Source organism: [Rhizobium] kunmingense, assembly GCF_977018605.1.
In genome coordinates, this window is record NZ_CDRNXG010000002.1 from 319,834 (window position 1) to 334,658 (window position 14,825).

The window sequence follows — 14,825 nt, forward strand, 5'->3', positions numbered from 1 at the left end:
AATGAAAGCGATGACACTCAACTCATTTGGTGGCCCGGATTCGTTCGAGCTCCGCGATGTGCCGAAACCCGTTGCGCATGAAGGACAGGTCCTGGTGCGTGTGTACGCCACGTCGATCAACCCATTGGACTACCAGGTTCGTCGCGGCGACTATCGTGACCTCGTACCATTGCCGGCCATTACCGGTCATGACGTATCCGGGGTTGTCGAGGCAGTCGGGCCGGGCGTAACGATGTTCTCTCCAGGAGACGAAGTCTGGTACACCCCGCAAATATTTGACGGGCAAGGAAGTTATGCCGAGTACCATGTCGCGAGCGAGAGCATCATTGCAAGGAAGCCCTCCTCGCTAAGCCATCTCGAGGCGGCGAGCCTCAGTCTGGTTGGCGGAACGGTGTGGGAAGCCCTGGTCTCGCGTGCGGCTCTCAGAGTGGGGGAAAGCATCCTGATCCATGGCGGTGCCGGAGGGGTCGGCCATGTGGCGATCCAGGTGGCGAAAGCCATCGGCGCGCAGGTGTTCACCACCGTACGCGAAGACAACTTCGAGTTTGCAAAAAGTGTCGGCGCGGATGTCGTCATCGACTATCGCAAGGAGGATTATGTCGACGCCATCATGCGAGAGACGGGTGGCCGCGGAGTAGACGTTGTGTTCGACACGCTTGGTGGCGACACATTGTCCCGCAGCCCGAACGTGCTTGCACAGCTTGGCCGCGTTGTCACGATCGTGGACATCGCGCAGCCGCAGAACCTCATTGAGGCATGGGGCAAGAATGCAAGCTTTCACTTCGTTTTCACAAGGCAAAATCGCGGCAAGCTTGATGAACTCAGCACATTGGTCGAGCGTGGTCAGCTGCGGCCACATGTTGGCGCTGTCTACTCGCTCGCTGACATCCCTTTCGCCCATGCCCGGCTTGAGACCCCGCACAACGGTGTTCAGGGGAAGATCGCGATAGCAGTCGATCCTGCCGCCGACACTGGGCGTGCAAGTTCATAAACGCGTCAGCCCGCTTTGAGGTGCAACCATGATTTACGAGATCGCTCTGCTGCCCGTTCACGAGGAGCATATTGAGACGTTCAGACAGGCATTCGCCGAAGTTGCTCCGTTGCTTGCCCGCGCAGAAGGTTACCGCGGTCATCTTCTGGCACAAGGGATAGAAAGGCCCGAACTGTTCCATCTGATCGTGCGATGGCGCTCACTTGAGGACCACACTCCGGGCTTCGAAACGAGTGAAGACCATCAGATGTTCATGATGGGCTTGCAGGCGTATTTTTCGGAAGAACCGAGCGTCCATCATATCGAGGCGGCAGCTTTCGCGGCAGGCGACGGTCTTTTCTAAGAGCTACGCAAAGCGCGGTTGTTGCAGGTCGCACAGGAGATGACGATGAAAGCTGCAGTCTATGACAAGCCAGGTCCTCCGACAGTCTTGAGATATGCGGACATGCCGGATCCCGTTTGTGGGCCGGATGATGTTGTGATTGCCGTCGAGGCGATCTCGATCGAGGGCGGCGATCTAGTCAATCGCCGGTCGGCGCCACAGCAAACGCCGTGGATACTCGGTTATGCCGCCGCCGGGAAAATTGTTGGGGTCGGCAGAAACGTTCGGGACCGAAAGGTCGGAGAGAAGGTCGCCGCCTTCGACATGCAGGGGTCGCATGCGGAACTCTGGTCCGTGCCAGCTTCGCGCACATGGCGGGTTCCCGGTGGCCTGGACATGGCACAGGCTGCCGCGCTGCCGATTTCGTTTGGAACCGCCTATCATTGCGTGCTTTCCAAGGGCGGCCTGCGTGTTGCCGAAACAGTTCTGGTCCAGGCTGCTGCCGGGGGTGTCGGCTTGGCCGCCGTTCAATTGGCCTGCAATACAGGTGCTACCGTTATTGCGGTGGCCAGCGGCATTGAGAGAAAGAAACGCCTGATCAGCCTTGGGGCGTCGCATGTCATCGACCGTTCGGAGAAGGACATCGTGAAGCAGGTACTGCAACTGACGGGCGGAAAAGGCGTCGATCTCGTTATCGATCCGGTTGGATCGACCTTGCAGGCCTCGCTATCCGCGCTTGCTTCAGAGGGGCGCCTCGTCTTTGTGGGAAATGCTGGCGGTGGCGATCTCAGTGTCGATCTGTGGCAGGCGATGCAAAACAATCAGACGCTGTACGGCGTGTTCATGGGGGCTTTGTTCGAAGTGCCGACCGTGCATGCGACGGTGGACGAGCTTTTGAGGGCGGCGGCTGAGAAACGGCTGGATGTTGTAATCGACCGGGCGTTTCCGCTGCGCGAGGCGGCACAGGCGCACGGATACGCAGAGACTGCAAAGCCACTGGGCCGTGTCGTAATGATACCGTAACCGTCGCGGCATGCGAGACCTTGGCGGTTGGTCTTCAGCGTTTCATGGTTGCGCGGCCCTAGGCAAAGCCGGGCCATGGTTGAAGCATCCGATCAACATCTCGGTCAGCACCCGGACCTTTCTTGCAGGATGCTGGCCGGGCGGCCTGACCACGTATATTCCGGCCGGCGGCGGCGGATGGCGCTGCATCACACGAACCAGTGCGCCCGAGTCCAGATAGTCTTTTATAAGCTCGTCAGGAAGCGCTGCGACTCCCAAGCCGGCGACGGCGGCTACGGCAAGTGCGACCCCGTTATCGGCCTTGAAAAGCCCTTGCGGACGGACGGTGGTGATCGTCTCCCCATCCATCACCTGCCAGGTCTCCGTTCCCTGCAAAAGGGCTTGGTGGGTCACCAGTTCTTCCGGTGTTTCCGGAGAGCCGTGGATCTTGATGTAATCCGGGCTTGCGACGTAATTGCCATAAAGTGGGCCGACGCGTTTAGCCACAAGGTTGGAATCCTGAAGCGTGCCGACGCGGATCGCGCAATCGTAACCTTCGGCGATCAGATCGACGAAACGATCACTATAGCAAGTCTGGATTTGAAGTCGGGGATGCTGGCGCGCCATCTGTGCGATCACCGGTGCAAAATGCGTTGGCCCGAAAGAGAGCGGCGCGGCTATTCGCAGCCGGCCCTGCAGCTCTCCGGCGGGAAGAATCATCTCCCTCGCCGTGTCGATCTCGGCGCACACCCTGGCGGCATAGTCGCGGAACGTCGCGCCTGCCTCAGTCAGCGACGCGCCACGTGTGGAACGGGCAAGAAGCTGAACGCCCAGCTCCGCTTCCAGCCGCACGAGCCTCCGGCTTACCATCGACTTGGAGATCCCGATCCGCAGCGCTGCAGCCGATACTCCGCCCGCATCGGCAACTTCGACGAATGTCCGTAGGTCTTCGATGTCCAACCAGCGTTCCCCATTCTGCGACACAGCTTAACAGTTGCAATGACTACCGCATCGCGAACGGGAATGACAAGTTTCGTCCCGTGGCAACGCCTCAGAGGCGAATGTCTTCTCTGCAAAAGAACATCAACACCGTCAACATAGGATGACACCATGACCTTTCGTAACGGCCTTGACTCGCTTCTCCGCCCCGAAGATTCCGTCCTCGTCCTGATCGATCACCAGCCCTATCAGCTCGCGAATGTGAACAGCCACGATCCACAGATGGTGATCAACAACACGACGGGCCTGGCAAAGGTCGCCAAGGTCTTTGGCGTTCCAACCATCCTGACAAGCGTCATCGCCGACCGGGGAGGTCACATCTTCAAGCATGTCACGGATGTGTTTCCGGGACAGGAGGTGATCGACCGGACGTTCATCAATACCTGGGAAGACAAGACCGTCGTTGATGCCGTCAAGGCGACCGGCCGCAAGCAGCTGATCATTGCCGGCCTCTGGACGGAAATCTGTGTTGCTATGCCGGCAATCCAGGCTGCGGGCGAAGGCTGGGACGTGACGGTGATTACCGACGCCTCTGCTGCAGTTTCGCTTGAAGCCCACAATGTGGCGATCCAGCGCATGATCGCGGCCGGCGTTAACGTGATGACCTGGGTAGCGCTGGCCGGTGAGTGGCAGCGTGATTGGGCGCGCATCGACACCGCGATCGCGCTCAACGATGCGATGGTGCCGCATGGCGGCGGCAGTGCCATCGCCTACATGTGGGAACAGCAGTTGCTGAATACCCCGGTGCCAACCACCAAAAGCGGTCACTAAATCCAAGCAAGGACGACGAGGTTAGGCGGAAGCGCTGCAAGATCGCGGCCCTTCCCGGCACCCCGTCGCCCCTCTTTCATGCTGGGCATAACAGCGCGATGCGCCTTTGCTCATCCCCCTAGTTTCAGGGACCTCACGCAAGGACCTCACGATGGAAATCGGTATCGACAGTTTTGCAGCCATCCTTCCGGATCCCGCAACGGGCAACCTTCCGTCAGCAACGGAACGCATGGCCGAACTCATTGAGGAGGTTGTCATCGCAGACCGCGTCGGTCTCGATGTCTTCGGTATTGGCGAGCATCATCGCGGCGAGTTTCTTGATTCCGCTCCAGCGATCATCCTTGCTGCGGCCGCGGCACGCACCAGCCGGATCAAGCTGACGAGCGCGGTGACGGTGCTGAGTGCTGCCGATCCCGTCCGGGTCTTTCAGGAATTCGCAACGCTCGACCTGATCTCGAAAGGTCGCGCGGAAATCGTTGTCGGCCGAGGCTCCTTCGTCGAGGCCTATCCACTGTTCGGTCTCGACACGCGTGACTACGACGATCTTTTCGCAGAGAAACTCGACCTCTTGCTTGCACTTGGGGAGACGACGAATGTGACCTGGGAAGGGCGGTTTCGCCCGCCGCTCAGAGGCCAGGGTGTCTTTCCGCGTCCCCATCAGCCGCAGTTGCCCATATGGATCGGTGTCGGCGGCACGCCGCAATCCTTCGCGCGAGCCGGCGCACTCGGCCTACCGTTGATGGTTGCGGTTATCGGCGGTGGCTTCGAACGGTTTCGCCCACTTATCGATCTCTACCATGAGGCAGGCAAGCGTGCCGGACATAGTTCCGAACTGCTCAAGGTCGGAATCCATGCCATGGGTTTTGTCGGTGAGACCACGGATGCGGCAAAGGACGCCTTTTTTCCAGGATGGGCGCATCTGACGACCACGATCGGTCGCGAGCGCGGCTGGTCGCCGCCGTCGCGTCAGCAGTTTGACGCCATGGCGGGACCTGAAGGCGCATTCCTGGTCGGCGATCCGAAGACTGTTGCAACCAAGATGCTGAAGGCGAGCGACACTCTTGGCGGCATCTCCCGCATTACCTTCCAGATGAGCACGGCTTCGCTTGAAACGGCGGCGATGAGGAGATCGATCGAACTTCTGGGTAATGAGGTCGCGCCGATCGTGAGGGCCGCGCGATAAGTCCGTATGACAGGCTATTTCCCAAGGCGGAGAAAACCGAATGGATATCGAGGATTTGCGGACATTCGTGGAAGTCGCTGATGCCGGCGGCGTTTCTCCTGCGGCGCGCCGACTTGGTATATCGAAGTCGATGGTCAGCCGTCGCCTCATCCGGCTTGAGGAAGCGCTCAGCACCCAGCTCTTGGCAAGAACGACCCGTGGTGCGGGGGTGACGGAAGCGGGGGCAACGTTCCGGGATTACGCCGCAAGGGTCTGCGCCGAGATCGATACTGCCAGAGAAACCTTATCGCCGGCGGGCGAGCTTCGTGGGCGCCTGAGGGTCGCGGTGCCGCTGACATCGGGTCCTGTGCACTTTGCACCCGTTCTCGCAAAAATGGCGCGGCGGCATCCGCAGCTTCAGATCCATGCCGAATATAGCGACCGGACTGTCGATCTGATCGCGGACGGCTTCGATTGTGCAATCCGCGTCGGTATCATGCGCGACTCCAACCTGATCGCCAAGCGTGTCGGCCAGATCTACGGCAAGCTGGTGGCGAGCCCCGACTACATCAGGATGCATGGTTTGCCTGAAACGCCCGAGGAGATAGGCGCTCACGAGGCTCTTATAGGTGCAGAAACCTGGCGGTTCATGGATGGTGAGACGGTCGTCACGGTGCAGCCGCAGGGTCGTTTCAGTTCCGATAATGGTGCAGCGCTCGCCAGCGCGGCGGCAGCGGGTCTTGGTCTCGCGTGGCTTCCCGACTGCGTGACTCATGACTATCTGGTAGCCGGCACGCTCGTGCCCGTAATGACCCGCTATCCGCTGCCGGCAGGTGGCGTCTATGTCGTTCGGCCACCCAGCCCGCATCCGTCAAGAAAGGTACGCGTGCTTTCGGAGTTTCTGACCGAAAGATTGGAGAAAAATCCGCATTTCTGAGCTCCGTCATCGATCGGATTGCCGCCATGGTCGCTGCGCTGATCCCGCCGCCACCATGGCTGTGACAGGCTAGAACGGCTGGCCCATCCTGTTGTTTCAGCACAAGGCGTGTCGTTGCAATGTCGTCGGCGAGACTGGTATGCCGCAGCTGGACGACGCTGATAGACAGTTCTTCGATCGTGAGTATGGCATAGACTTGCCGCACCCCGATCCATCCATCGAGAAACATACAGGCACGCCACGTCTTGCGCGCACGACACCAAACCGTGTCCGCGACACGAGCGGTATGAATTCATGCTGGAACGCCGCTCAAAGGCGGATGGAGGTCAAACGCCTACGTCCATTATTCGCTACGCGATACGACTGGCGCGCTGACAATTACCTCGCCGCCCTCAAGCTTTCGGTAACGAGCCTATGGGTTGCGTCAGTCAATGCGTCTCCATCCTAAGCCGCGAAATCGTGGGTGGATGGCTCGATCTCATCAAGCGCGAACATAACTCTCGACGCATGACACAAGATCTTCAAAATCCTCTTTGCTTAGAAAAACTAACGAAAATCGCTGACTTTCTAAATTGAGCTAAGTTTCTCAGGGGCGTAGGTTTGTGATCAAGCTGCTCGGGAGGCAGCTGGGAGTGGCAGGTCGCACTGCTATCCCGCGGAGGAGGAGCGTCCATTCGATCCAAGCGAGTGACCGAGGCATTGATGCCTTGGCACAAGGTCGAGACATGTGCCTTGAACCAGCGGGAAACTCCTCACACTTGTCGCTAGCTGAGGATGTAGTCTCAATGAACCTTTCTTCTCTTTTGTCGCTTCGCGCAGCCGAAGGACGCCCCGTGCGGGTGGCGCTGATTGGCGCCGGTAAATTCGGCTCCATGGTCCTGGCGCAGGCCCAGAGGATCAGCGGTCTCCACATGGTCGCTGTCGTCGACCTGGATGTCGGCAAAGCGCGTGAATCCATGCAGCGTGTCGGCTGGCCGGAAGAGCGCTACGAGGCGAAGAGCTGCGGTGATGCAATCAAGACAGGCCGGACATATGTCACCGGCGACGTCGCGGAGGTTTTCGGTTGCGACGAAATCGAATGCGTTATCGAGGCAACCGGGCATCCTATCGCCGGGACGCGGCATGCACTGGGCGCCATAGAGGCCAGGAAGCATGTCGTCATGGTCAATGTCGAAGCGGATGTTATGGTTGGTCCGATCCTGGCCGAAAAGGCGCGTGCCGCCGGGGTCATCTATTCCATGGCCTATGGCGATCAGCCCGCACTTATTTGCGAACTCGTCGACTGGGGCCGCGCGACCGGTTTCGAGATCACCGCTGCCGGCAAGGGCATGAATTTCGAACCGCGCTATCGCTATTCCACGCCTGACACGGTCTGGGGCCTTTTCGGCTGGACCGAGGAACAGGTTGCGGCCGATAATCTCAATCCGAAACTCTACAATTCCTTCACGGACGGAACGAAGGCTGCCATCGAAATGGCAGCGGTTGCCAATGGCACTGGGCTGGATTGCCCGGACGACGGCCTGGCATTCCCGCCTGCGGGTCTTCACGATCTTGCCCGCGTCTTTCGTCCCGTCTCCGATGGCGGCCGCATGGCGCGTTCGGGCCTCGTCGATATCGCGGCGAGCCAGGAGCCCGATGGCCGCGAGGTGTTCAACAACATCCGCTATGGCGTATTCGTTACGTTCAAGGCGCATAACGAATATGCGCGGGCCTGCTTCAAGCAGTACGGCCTGCTGACGGATCCGTCCGGCTGGTACGCTTCCATGTGGCGGCCATTCCACATCATCGGCCTCGAAACCTCGATCAGCGTGCTGTCGGCAGTGCTGCGTAACGAACCGACGGGATGCTCTTCGGAGTTCCGTGGCGATGCGGTTGCGACCGCAAAGAAGGACATGCAGCCGGGTGAGATGCTGGATGGCGAGGGTGGTTATGCGGTTTGGGCCAACGCCATTCCGGCAAGCCGCAGCCTCGACCTCAAGGCGCTACCGATCGGTCTTGCCCATAACGTCAAGCTCAAGCGGCCGATCAAGAAGGACCAGATCGTCTCCTTCGACGATGTCGAAATCGTCAAGGATCTGGACGTCGTCAACCTGCGCCGCGATATGGAGGATCGCTTCCGTCCGGCCAAGATGGCGGCCGAGTGATCGGAGAGGTTCGCAGCATGAGCACGTATGCCTTCGTGGTCCTTGCCGAATTCCGCATCAAGCCAGGAAAGCTCGATGCTTTCCTGGCCGCCGCCAGGGACGACGCCATGCATTCAGTCGCCGATGAAGCGGGCTGCCGGCAATTCGACGTGGTGTGCTCGCAGGAGGATGGCGATACGGTCGTGTTCTACGAGGTCTACGATAGCCGCGCCGCATTCGACGCCCACTTGGAGACGCCGCACCTGCGGCGCTTCCAGCAGGCTTTCCCGCCACTCGTCGTCGAGGAGCGGCCCGTCCGCTTCCTGCAGCGGCGATATCCTTGATGCGGAGGACAGGCTGATGGCCGATAATGTCTCCAAGATTGCCGTGGTCGGCACGGGCATCATGGGCGGCCCCATGGCCGGGCGGCTGGCTGAGGCGGGATTTTCTGTACGTGCCTGGAACCGCACGTTGGACAAGGCTGCCGCATTGCGGGAAAGCGGGGTTGTCGTTGCCGATAAGGTCATCGACGCCGTCAGCGACGCGGATGCGGTCATCTGCATGCTCAGTTCCGGCCCGGTTTGCGAGTCTGTGCTCACAGGGCCGGCGGCCGTCATCGCAGCGATGCGGCCCGGTTCCATACTTGTCGTCATGAGTTCCATCCCGGTGGAAACCGCTGTTGCGATCGCACATGCCGCTTCTGAACAAGGGGTCGCGTTCCTCGATGCACCAGTCTCCGGTGGGGAGAAAGGAGCCAAGGAGGGAAGCCTTGCGATCATGGCGGGTGGTGACGCGGCGGTGGTGGACAGGATGCGACCGGTCTTGGCCCATCTTGGGCGCGTCACGCATGTCGGCCCGGTCGGAAGCGGATCGCTGACCAAGCTCGCGAACCAGTTGATCGTCGCCTCGACGATCTGTTCGGTCGCCGAAGCGCTGACGCTCGCCAGGAGCGGCGGCGCAGACCCGGCACGGGTGCGAGAGGCATTGCTCGGGGGCTTTGCGGATTCAACCGTGTTCCGTCAACATGGGCTTCGAATGGTAGAGGGAAATTTCGAACCCGGCGGCCCGGCGAAATATCAGGTGAAGGATACATCCACGGCTCTGGGTTTTGCCCGAAGCCGCGGTTTGAGACTGCCGGTCAGCGAGGAGGTTGACCGACTATTCCAGGCTATGGTCGATAATGGCGATGGCGACCTGGACCACAGCGGAATTATCCGCGAACTGCAGCGCATGAATGCAATCTGAGAGTGCCATCGGCATTCTCGAATCGACGAACAATGGGAGGAGAAACCAATGAACTATCTGAACATCCGCAGCCTTATCGCCGCAGCCGCCATTTTCACGGCCGGTGTCGTGCAGGCCGAGACCTTGACCCTGTCTACGCCCGATCCGGATACATCCGAGATTACCCTTGCGGCAAAGAAATTCGCCGAACTCGTTTCGGCAAAGACAAACGGGGAGCTTACCGTCAAGGTCTTCCCGAACGGCACACTCTACGGTGGCGATCCCTCCGCTGGGGTCAAGCAGCTGGCGGGTGGTTCGCTGGATATGCTGCTCAACTCCACGTCACTTTATGCGACCTTCAATCCGAAGTTCACGGCGATCGCCATTCCCTATCAGTTCCGGGATATCGATCAGCTGCGCGCCTATCTCGACAGCGATCTCGGCAAGGAACTTCAGTCCGATCTCAGCAACATCGGCATCCAGGGACTGGACCTCTGGTCCCGCCCATTGCGCCAGATCACCAATTCCAAGACCGCGATCACCTCGCCGGCCGATATGAAAGGCATGAAGCTGCGCGTTCCCAACAATCCGCTCTGGGTGGAATTCTTTGGAGCGATGGGCGCCGCACCGACGCCGATGGCATTTGCAGAGGTCTACAACGCCTTGCAGTTGAAAGTCGTCGACGGCCAGGAGAACCCGATCAATGTCCCGGTGAGTGCAAAGCTCTACGAAGTGCAGAAGTATGCAACCATCAGCAACCATATCGCCGATGCCTGGGTGCTCGGCATGAACCCGGCCCGCTATAGTGGCCTGAGTGACGCCTTTAAAACAGCGTTGAACGATGCAGCGAAGGAAACCGAAGCCTGGAAGGCCGAGAACGATGCCGCTGATATCGAAAAATCGCTGGCGACGCTCAAAAGCAACGGCATGGAGGTCAACGAGCTGACCGAAGAACAGCGCAAAGCCTTTGTCGACGTCGCTGCCGGGCTCTCCGACAAGTTTTCGGCGCTGATCAAGGACAAGTCCTTCTTCGAGCGCACCCGTAGCTTCATCGCGACGAACTGATGTTACCGCGGCACTTTGCCGGAAAGCAAAGTGCCGCCATCGGACCTCTCATCTCTGTTTGAAAAGGGTAACGTCATGCGCGCCTCCCTGGGTTCTTCGCTTGGAACATTCGTCAGGATCATTGCAGATGTCGCCGCAGGGGCAGCATGCTTCGGGATACTGGTCGTCGTCTTGCTACAGGTGGTCGGACGACTGACCGGTCATCCGCTACCCTGGACTGAGGAGGCGACCCGCTTCCTCTTTATATGGATGGTGTTTCTGGGCCTAGCCGCCGGCTTTCGAACCGTCGAAAGCGCTCGGGTCGTGGTCTTCCTCGTCATGGGGCGACGCCTGTTCCAGCATCTGGCGGTGCCGATCTATGTGGCTTCGTCGGTCTTTTTCTTCGGTTTGATGGGCTGGACGGGCCTCACTCTGGTTCGCCAGCAGATCATGATGAACGAGACAGCTGCGACCCTCCCCATTCCAATGTGGGTGATCGGCATAGTGATGCCTGTTTCCGCCGTCATCGCGGTGCTTGCGATCGTCGAGTCGCTGCGTAGTCGCCGGGATCTGATCGCACTTCCCGAACTCGGTTTGCCGGAGGGCGAGATCGCCCATGCCGATATTTCCATCACTGCGAGGCATTAGTCATGTCGGTATTTCTTCTCGTTGCTTTTTTCGGCTTGAGCATGCTTGGCATCCCTCTCGCCGTTGCCTTGGCTCTGGCAAGCGTCGGCACACTCTGGCTCTTCACGTCAATGCCTATGGACCTCATGGCGCAGACCATGTTCTCGTCCATGAACTCATTTCTCTTGGTCGCGGTGCCGCTGTTCATTCTCGTCGGGACTGTCATGGAACGAGGGCGAGTAGCGGAGAGGATCTTCGATTTCGCCGAAGCGATCGTCGGCTGGCTCCCCGGCGGGCTTGGTCATGTGAATGTCATCTCGTCGGTGATCTTTTCCGGTGTATCAGGCTCGTCAGTGGCTGATATCGCGTCTGTTGGCGCAATCGAGATCAAGGCGATGGAACGGCACGGCTTTCCGAAAGGTTATGCCGTCGGCATGACGCTCTGCACGTCGACCCTGTCATCCATCATTCCGCCGTCGATCCTCGTCGTCATCGCCGGTTCGATTGCGAATGTATCGATCGGAACGCTTCTCGTCGCGGGCCTGGTGCCAGGCCTGTTCATCGCCTTCGCGTTCCTCGTCTTCAATCACTTCTATTCCGTTTACTACGGCTATAACCCGCCATCACCATTCAGCATGCGCATGGTCGTAGTCACGGGCCTGCGCGCCATCCTGCCAATGCTGACGCCATTGATCCTGATCGTCGGAATTGCCAGCGGGCTGTTCACGCCGACGGAAGCGGCTGCGATCGCCGTGGTTTATGTCGCGATCCTCGGAGTTCTCGTCTATCGAACGCTTCCGATCAGCGAACTGCCGGACATCCTCATCTCGACGGCCCGTATCTCGGGTACGATCCTCTTCATTGCCGCCACGTCGCAGATCGCCGCCTGGGTATTTACCTATGACGGACTGCCGGAAAAGGTCGCCGAAGCTTTCCAGGCAATGCATCTCGGTCCACTGACCGGAATGCTTGTCATCTTCGTCTTCCTTTTGATCATCGGCATTTTCATGGAAGCGATACCGGCCATGTTCATCTTGATCCCGGTGCTGATGCCACCTGTTCAGGCGATCGGGATCGATCCGATCCACTTTCTGATCGTGACCGTGATGACGTTGACCCTGGGGCTCGTGACGCCGCCGGTGGGCGTCTGCCTGTTCGCCGCCGCCCAGGTGGCCAACATGAAGGTCGAGGATGTCATCCGGGGATCGCTTGCGCCGATGACCGTGCTGACGCTCGCCATCTTCGCACTGGTCCTGTTCCCCGTGCTGACACTCGGGCCCATTCGGCTGCTGGGAATGTACTAGCGGATATTCTAATCTGGCAGGGAGCCCGAAGGATAGGCTGCCTGCCATTCTCCACGTTCGATGCGCAGCCAGTCCAGGAACACGCGAACCTTTTTCTGGCGGAGGTGATCGCGCGGACAGACAATCCATTGTGTGACGAGCTTAACGGCGGGCGGTGAGATCACGGGGCAGACAAGCCGTCCACTCTTGAGCTCATCACCCATCATCAAGGTGCTTTCAAGCGCGACGCCCATACCGCGTACCGCAGCGTCGATTGCCATATGGCTGCGGTCGAAAAGTACCCGCTGCCATCGCTGTTGTGTCGTGACGCCCGCCAGCGGAAACCAGCTGTTCCACTGTGCCTGCGACTTTGCGGAGTGGATCAGCCGGTGATGAAGCAGATCCTCCGGAGTTATACTTTCCGCTGCCGCGTAGTCGGGTGAGCAGACCGGATAAAAGCGTTCGTCGGCGACGCCTTCGACGAAGAGACCCGGCCATCGGCCATCACCATGCCTTATCTCTATATCGACCAGCTCTTGATTGAAGTCCGTAGGCTCGTTCGTACCGTCCAGCCTAATTTCGAGATCGGGGTGCTGATCGAGCAGACCTCCCAGCCGTGGCAGTAGCCATTTGTTGGAAAACGTGGGTGTCGCGCGGACGGTCAAGCTCGTGACCGAGCGAAATCCGCGTATCGTGCCCGTGGCCTCCTCGATACCCTCGATCTGGTCGGCAATCATCGAAAAATAGCGCTCACCGGCTTCCGTCAACGCAACTCCGCGGCCGGCCTTGGCCAGAAGCGTGACGCCAAGCTGCACCTCGAGAACCTGGATCTGCTGGCTGACGGCCGACGGTGTGACGCCCAGCTCCGCCGCCGCCCGGGCTATACTTCCTGCGCGTGCTGCGGAATGAAACACCAAAATTGCCTTGATCGGGATTTGCATTTCTGTCCTGGCTGCCTTCAGCACGATCTATATCAGGACCCGAGATCGTAAGCGGAGTGGATGATCATCAGGCGAAAACGCATTGCTGCGATGCAATAGCGACGACTACTTTGAAGCGACTTGTTCGTCTATCTGTATACTGGCAACTCCAGATCGCAAGGCACATCAATGAACAGTCACTCGAATAGCAGCCGTTGGGTCGGAGCGCAGAAAGTCTGGCAGGCGTTCGTCTCCGGGCGGACGCGGGAAGCGAAGCGGATGCTTATGCAGGTCGCTCGGACCGCGGGTGAGGGCTGACATCTCATCGTTGGGTGGTTGGCTTTGTCGCTCTTGAACTGCCGCCTGCCCACTCAAGAAGTACGCCTTTTTGCTGACGTGAAGCCTTCACCTGACTGTCGCAGTGAGGCTGTGTGCGGTTGCGACCTTTGACGACTGTCGATCCAAGGCCGGCTTTACGTTTCCGATAAGCGATTGATTATGCTCGTACGTTGCTTGGTCTGCGCGAGATTGGGGATGACCCGCCGCTCGTATGCATTCAAGATCTCGGCTCCGGTGAAGCGCATCTGGCAATAGCTATGATCTTTCCGTCTTCCCGGATGACATCCGCTGCAAGCGCTCCATTGGCGGACGGAGAGTGGAGGCAGACGGAAATGTTCTCCCCGGCGCGAATGTTGCCGAAGAAAAAGACCTCCTGGCGTTTGAAGCGCTTTTGGTCCAGCTTCGATTGTGAAATGGCTTGGGCGACGAAGCCCTGAAAATTGGCAAAATACAAAAGTCCTGCACCATTGAAGTCCTCGTCCGGGCGCGGCGAAAAACTTGCCTCGAAAATTTTGCTTTGGCCCTCATCGTCAAAATTCCGCGGGACAGCAGCAGTCTTTCGCATGGCGGATGCTCGGCCTGCCAATTCGCTCGTGCTGAGCTGTCGCGCCAATGGCGACGGCTTCTCCACCCGGGCCAGCGTGTGATTATCGGTCTCGGTCTGCCTCGCGACGAAGGTCGAAACCAGCTCTACCTCGCAGATCCGCCGGCCTCCGATCTGCAGATGGTGAAGGCTCGAGTGCTGATTTTTTGCCAGGAAAGAGATGGACGAACGGATCTCCAGGATGTCGTTGGGCCTTGCAATTGGCAATCCGCCATCGACCTGTTCCAGCGCGCTGGCGCAGATCGATGCATAGGCCTCGCGGCCGTCCGGTGTGCGGAAGTCGGCGTCGTCCATGCCGAGCCGTATGGCAAGCATCAGCCAGTGCCTGTGGCCAAGCTCCTTCAACAACCAGGTTTCCGACAGGCCGAACGGTGTGAGATGCGGCATGCCGAGCAAAATGTAAGGTTCAAGTGCCCGCTCCATGAGTGATCGGGTTGTCGGCGCAATTGCCTGCAGATGCGGGACAGCCATGTTCAT

Annotated in this window: 15 protein-coding genes; 12 read left to right on the plus strand and 3 right to left on the minus strand. The window is 59.3% G+C overall.

The features are described from left to right. Position 1 precedes the first annotated feature (1 nt). The 3 genes from AC0JZ4_RS19850 to AC0JZ4_RS19860 are packed head-to-tail and all read left to right on the plus strand — an operon-like array spanning position 2 to position 2,336. On the plus strand, positions 2-991 hold the full coding sequence (locus AC0JZ4_RS19850; protein WP_471888223.1) for a zinc-dependent alcohol dehydrogenase family protein: 990 nt from the start codon (positions 2-4) through the stop codon (positions 989-991). A gap of 28 nt (positions 992-1,019) precedes the next feature. After that, positions 1,020-1,334 (plus strand): antibiotic biosynthesis monooxygenase family protein, encoded by a 315-nt coding sequence (locus AC0JZ4_RS19855; protein ID WP_471888224.1) that lies wholly within the window; start codon positions 1,020-1,022, stop codon positions 1,332-1,334. 45 nt (positions 1,335-1,379) lie between these two features. After that, a complete protein-coding gene (locus AC0JZ4_RS19860; protein WP_471888225.1) occupies positions 1,380-2,336 on the plus strand; it encodes a quinone oxidoreductase family protein in 957 nt (318 codons plus the stop codon). 42 nt (positions 2,337-2,378) lie between these two features. Here AC0JZ4_RS19860 and AC0JZ4_RS19865 read toward each other — a convergent pair whose 3' ends face one another. Continuing rightward, positions 2,379-3,275 (minus strand): LysR family transcriptional regulator, encoded by an 897-nt coding sequence (locus AC0JZ4_RS19865; RefSeq protein WP_471888226.1) that lies wholly within the window; start codon positions 3,273-3,275, stop codon positions 2,379-2,381. A 150-nt stretch (positions 3,276-3,425) separates the two neighbouring features. Between AC0JZ4_RS19865 and AC0JZ4_RS19870 the strand changes: the two genes are divergently transcribed. The 9 genes from AC0JZ4_RS19870 to AC0JZ4_RS19910 all read left to right on the plus strand — a co-directional run bounded on the left by AC0JZ4_RS19870 (position 3,426) and on the right by AC0JZ4_RS19910 (position 12,506). Beyond that, positions 3,426-4,085 (plus strand): hydrolase, encoded by a 660-nt coding sequence (locus tag AC0JZ4_RS19870; RefSeq protein WP_471888227.1) that lies wholly within the window; start codon positions 3,426-3,428, stop codon positions 4,083-4,085. A gap of 151 nt (positions 4,086-4,236) precedes the next feature. Then, positions 4,237-5,268, plus strand: coding sequence for an LLM class flavin-dependent oxidoreductase (locus AC0JZ4_RS19875; protein ID WP_471888228.1), 1,032 nt, complete (start codon positions 4,237-4,239; stop codon positions 5,266-5,268). A 40-nt stretch (positions 5,269-5,308) separates the two neighbouring features. Further along, positions 5,309-6,184, plus strand: coding sequence for a LysR family transcriptional regulator (locus AC0JZ4_RS19880; protein WP_471888229.1), 876 nt, complete (start codon positions 5,309-5,311; stop codon positions 6,182-6,184). Between the two features lie 785 nt (positions 6,185-6,969). Next, entirely contained in the window at positions 6,970-8,328 is a 1,359-nt protein-coding gene (locus AC0JZ4_RS19885; protein WP_471888230.1) for an NAD(P)H-dependent oxidoreductase, read from the plus strand. Between the two features lie 17 nt (positions 8,329-8,345). Further along, positions 8,346-8,651 (plus strand): putative quinol monooxygenase, encoded by a 306-nt coding sequence (locus tag AC0JZ4_RS19890; RefSeq protein WP_471888231.1) that lies wholly within the window; start codon positions 8,346-8,348, stop codon positions 8,649-8,651. A 16-nt stretch (positions 8,652-8,667) separates the two neighbouring features. After that, positions 8,668-9,552 (plus strand): NAD(P)-dependent oxidoreductase, encoded by an 885-nt coding sequence (locus AC0JZ4_RS19895; RefSeq protein WP_471888232.1) that lies wholly within the window; start codon positions 8,668-8,670, stop codon positions 9,550-9,552. 48 nt (positions 9,553-9,600) lie between these two features. Continuing rightward, a complete protein-coding gene (locus AC0JZ4_RS19900; protein WP_471888233.1) occupies positions 9,601-10,596 on the plus strand; it encodes a DctP family TRAP transporter solute-binding subunit in 996 nt (331 codons plus the stop codon). A 75-nt stretch (positions 10,597-10,671) separates the two neighbouring features. Further along, entirely contained in the window at positions 10,672-11,223 is a 552-nt protein-coding gene (locus AC0JZ4_RS19905; protein ID WP_471888234.1) for a TRAP transporter small permease, read from the plus strand. A gap of 2 nt (positions 11,224-11,225) precedes the next feature. Further along, positions 11,226-12,506 carry a TRAP transporter large permease gene (locus AC0JZ4_RS19910; RefSeq protein WP_471888235.1) on the plus strand — a complete coding sequence of 427 codons (1,281 nt, stop codon included), beginning with the start codon at positions 11,226-11,228 and terminating at the stop codon, positions 12,504-12,506. An 8-nt stretch (positions 12,507-12,514) separates the two neighbouring features. Here AC0JZ4_RS19910 and AC0JZ4_RS19915 read toward each other — a convergent pair whose 3' ends face one another. Further along, a complete protein-coding gene (locus AC0JZ4_RS19915) occupies positions 12,515-13,426 on the minus strand; it encodes a LysR substrate-binding domain-containing protein (RefSeq protein WP_471889043.1) in 912 nt (303 codons plus the stop codon). Positions 13,427-13,961: 535 nt separating this feature from the next. Continuing rightward, positions 13,962-14,825: a Pnap_2097 family protein gene (locus AC0JZ4_RS19920; RefSeq protein ID WP_471888236.1), complete on the minus strand. Its 864-nt coding sequence runs from the start codon at positions 14,823-14,825 to the stop codon at positions 13,962-13,964.

What these genes read in the sequence shown, in the direction of transcription:
- AC0JZ4_RS19850 (WP_471888223.1), top strand. Translation starts at nt 2, where the DNA reads ATGAAAGCGATGACACTCAACTCATTTGGTGGCCCGGATTCGTTCGAG.
- AC0JZ4_RS19855 (WP_471888224.1), top strand. Translation starts at nt 1,020, where the DNA reads ATGATTTACGAGATCGCTCTGCTGCCCGTTCACGAGGAGCATATTGAG.
- AC0JZ4_RS19860 (WP_471888225.1), top strand. Translation starts at nt 1,380, where the DNA reads ATGAAAGCTGCAGTCTATGACAAGCCAGGTCCTCCGACAGTCTTGAGA.
- AC0JZ4_RS19870 (WP_471888227.1), top strand. Translation starts at nt 3,426, where the DNA reads ATGACCTTTCGTAACGGCCTTGACTCGCTTCTCCGCCCCGAAGATTCC.
- AC0JZ4_RS19875 (WP_471888228.1), top strand. Translation starts at nt 4,237, where the DNA reads ATGGAAATCGGTATCGACAGTTTTGCAGCCATCCTTCCGGATCCCGCA.
- AC0JZ4_RS19880 (WP_471888229.1), top strand. Translation starts at nt 5,309, where the DNA reads ATGGATATCGAGGATTTGCGGACATTCGTGGAAGTCGCTGATGCCGGC.
- AC0JZ4_RS19885 (WP_471888230.1), top strand. Translation starts at nt 6,970, where the DNA reads ATGAACCTTTCTTCTCTTTTGTCGCTTCGCGCAGCCGAAGGACGCCCC.
- AC0JZ4_RS19890 (WP_471888231.1), top strand. Translation starts at nt 8,346, where the DNA reads ATGAGCACGTATGCCTTCGTGGTCCTTGCCGAATTCCGCATCAAGCCA.
- AC0JZ4_RS19895 (WP_471888232.1), top strand. Translation starts at nt 8,668, where the DNA reads ATGGCCGATAATGTCTCCAAGATTGCCGTGGTCGGCACGGGCATCATG.
- AC0JZ4_RS19900 (WP_471888233.1), top strand. Translation starts at nt 9,601, where the DNA reads ATGAACTATCTGAACATCCGCAGCCTTATCGCCGCAGCCGCCATTTTC.
- AC0JZ4_RS19905 (WP_471888234.1), top strand. Translation starts at nt 10,672, where the DNA reads ATGCGCGCCTCCCTGGGTTCTTCGCTTGGAACATTCGTCAGGATCATT.
- AC0JZ4_RS19910 (WP_471888235.1), top strand. Translation starts at nt 11,226, where the DNA reads ATGTCGGTATTTCTTCTCGTTGCTTTTTTCGGCTTGAGCATGCTTGGC.
- AC0JZ4_RS19915 (WP_471889043.1), bottom strand. Translation starts at nt 13,426, where the DNA reads ATGCAAATCCCGATCAAGGCAATTTTGGTGTTTCATTCCGCAGCACGC.
- AC0JZ4_RS19920 (WP_471888236.1), bottom strand. Translation starts at nt 14,825, where the DNA reads ATGAACATGGCTGTCCCGCATCTGCAGGCAATTGCGCCGACAACCCGA.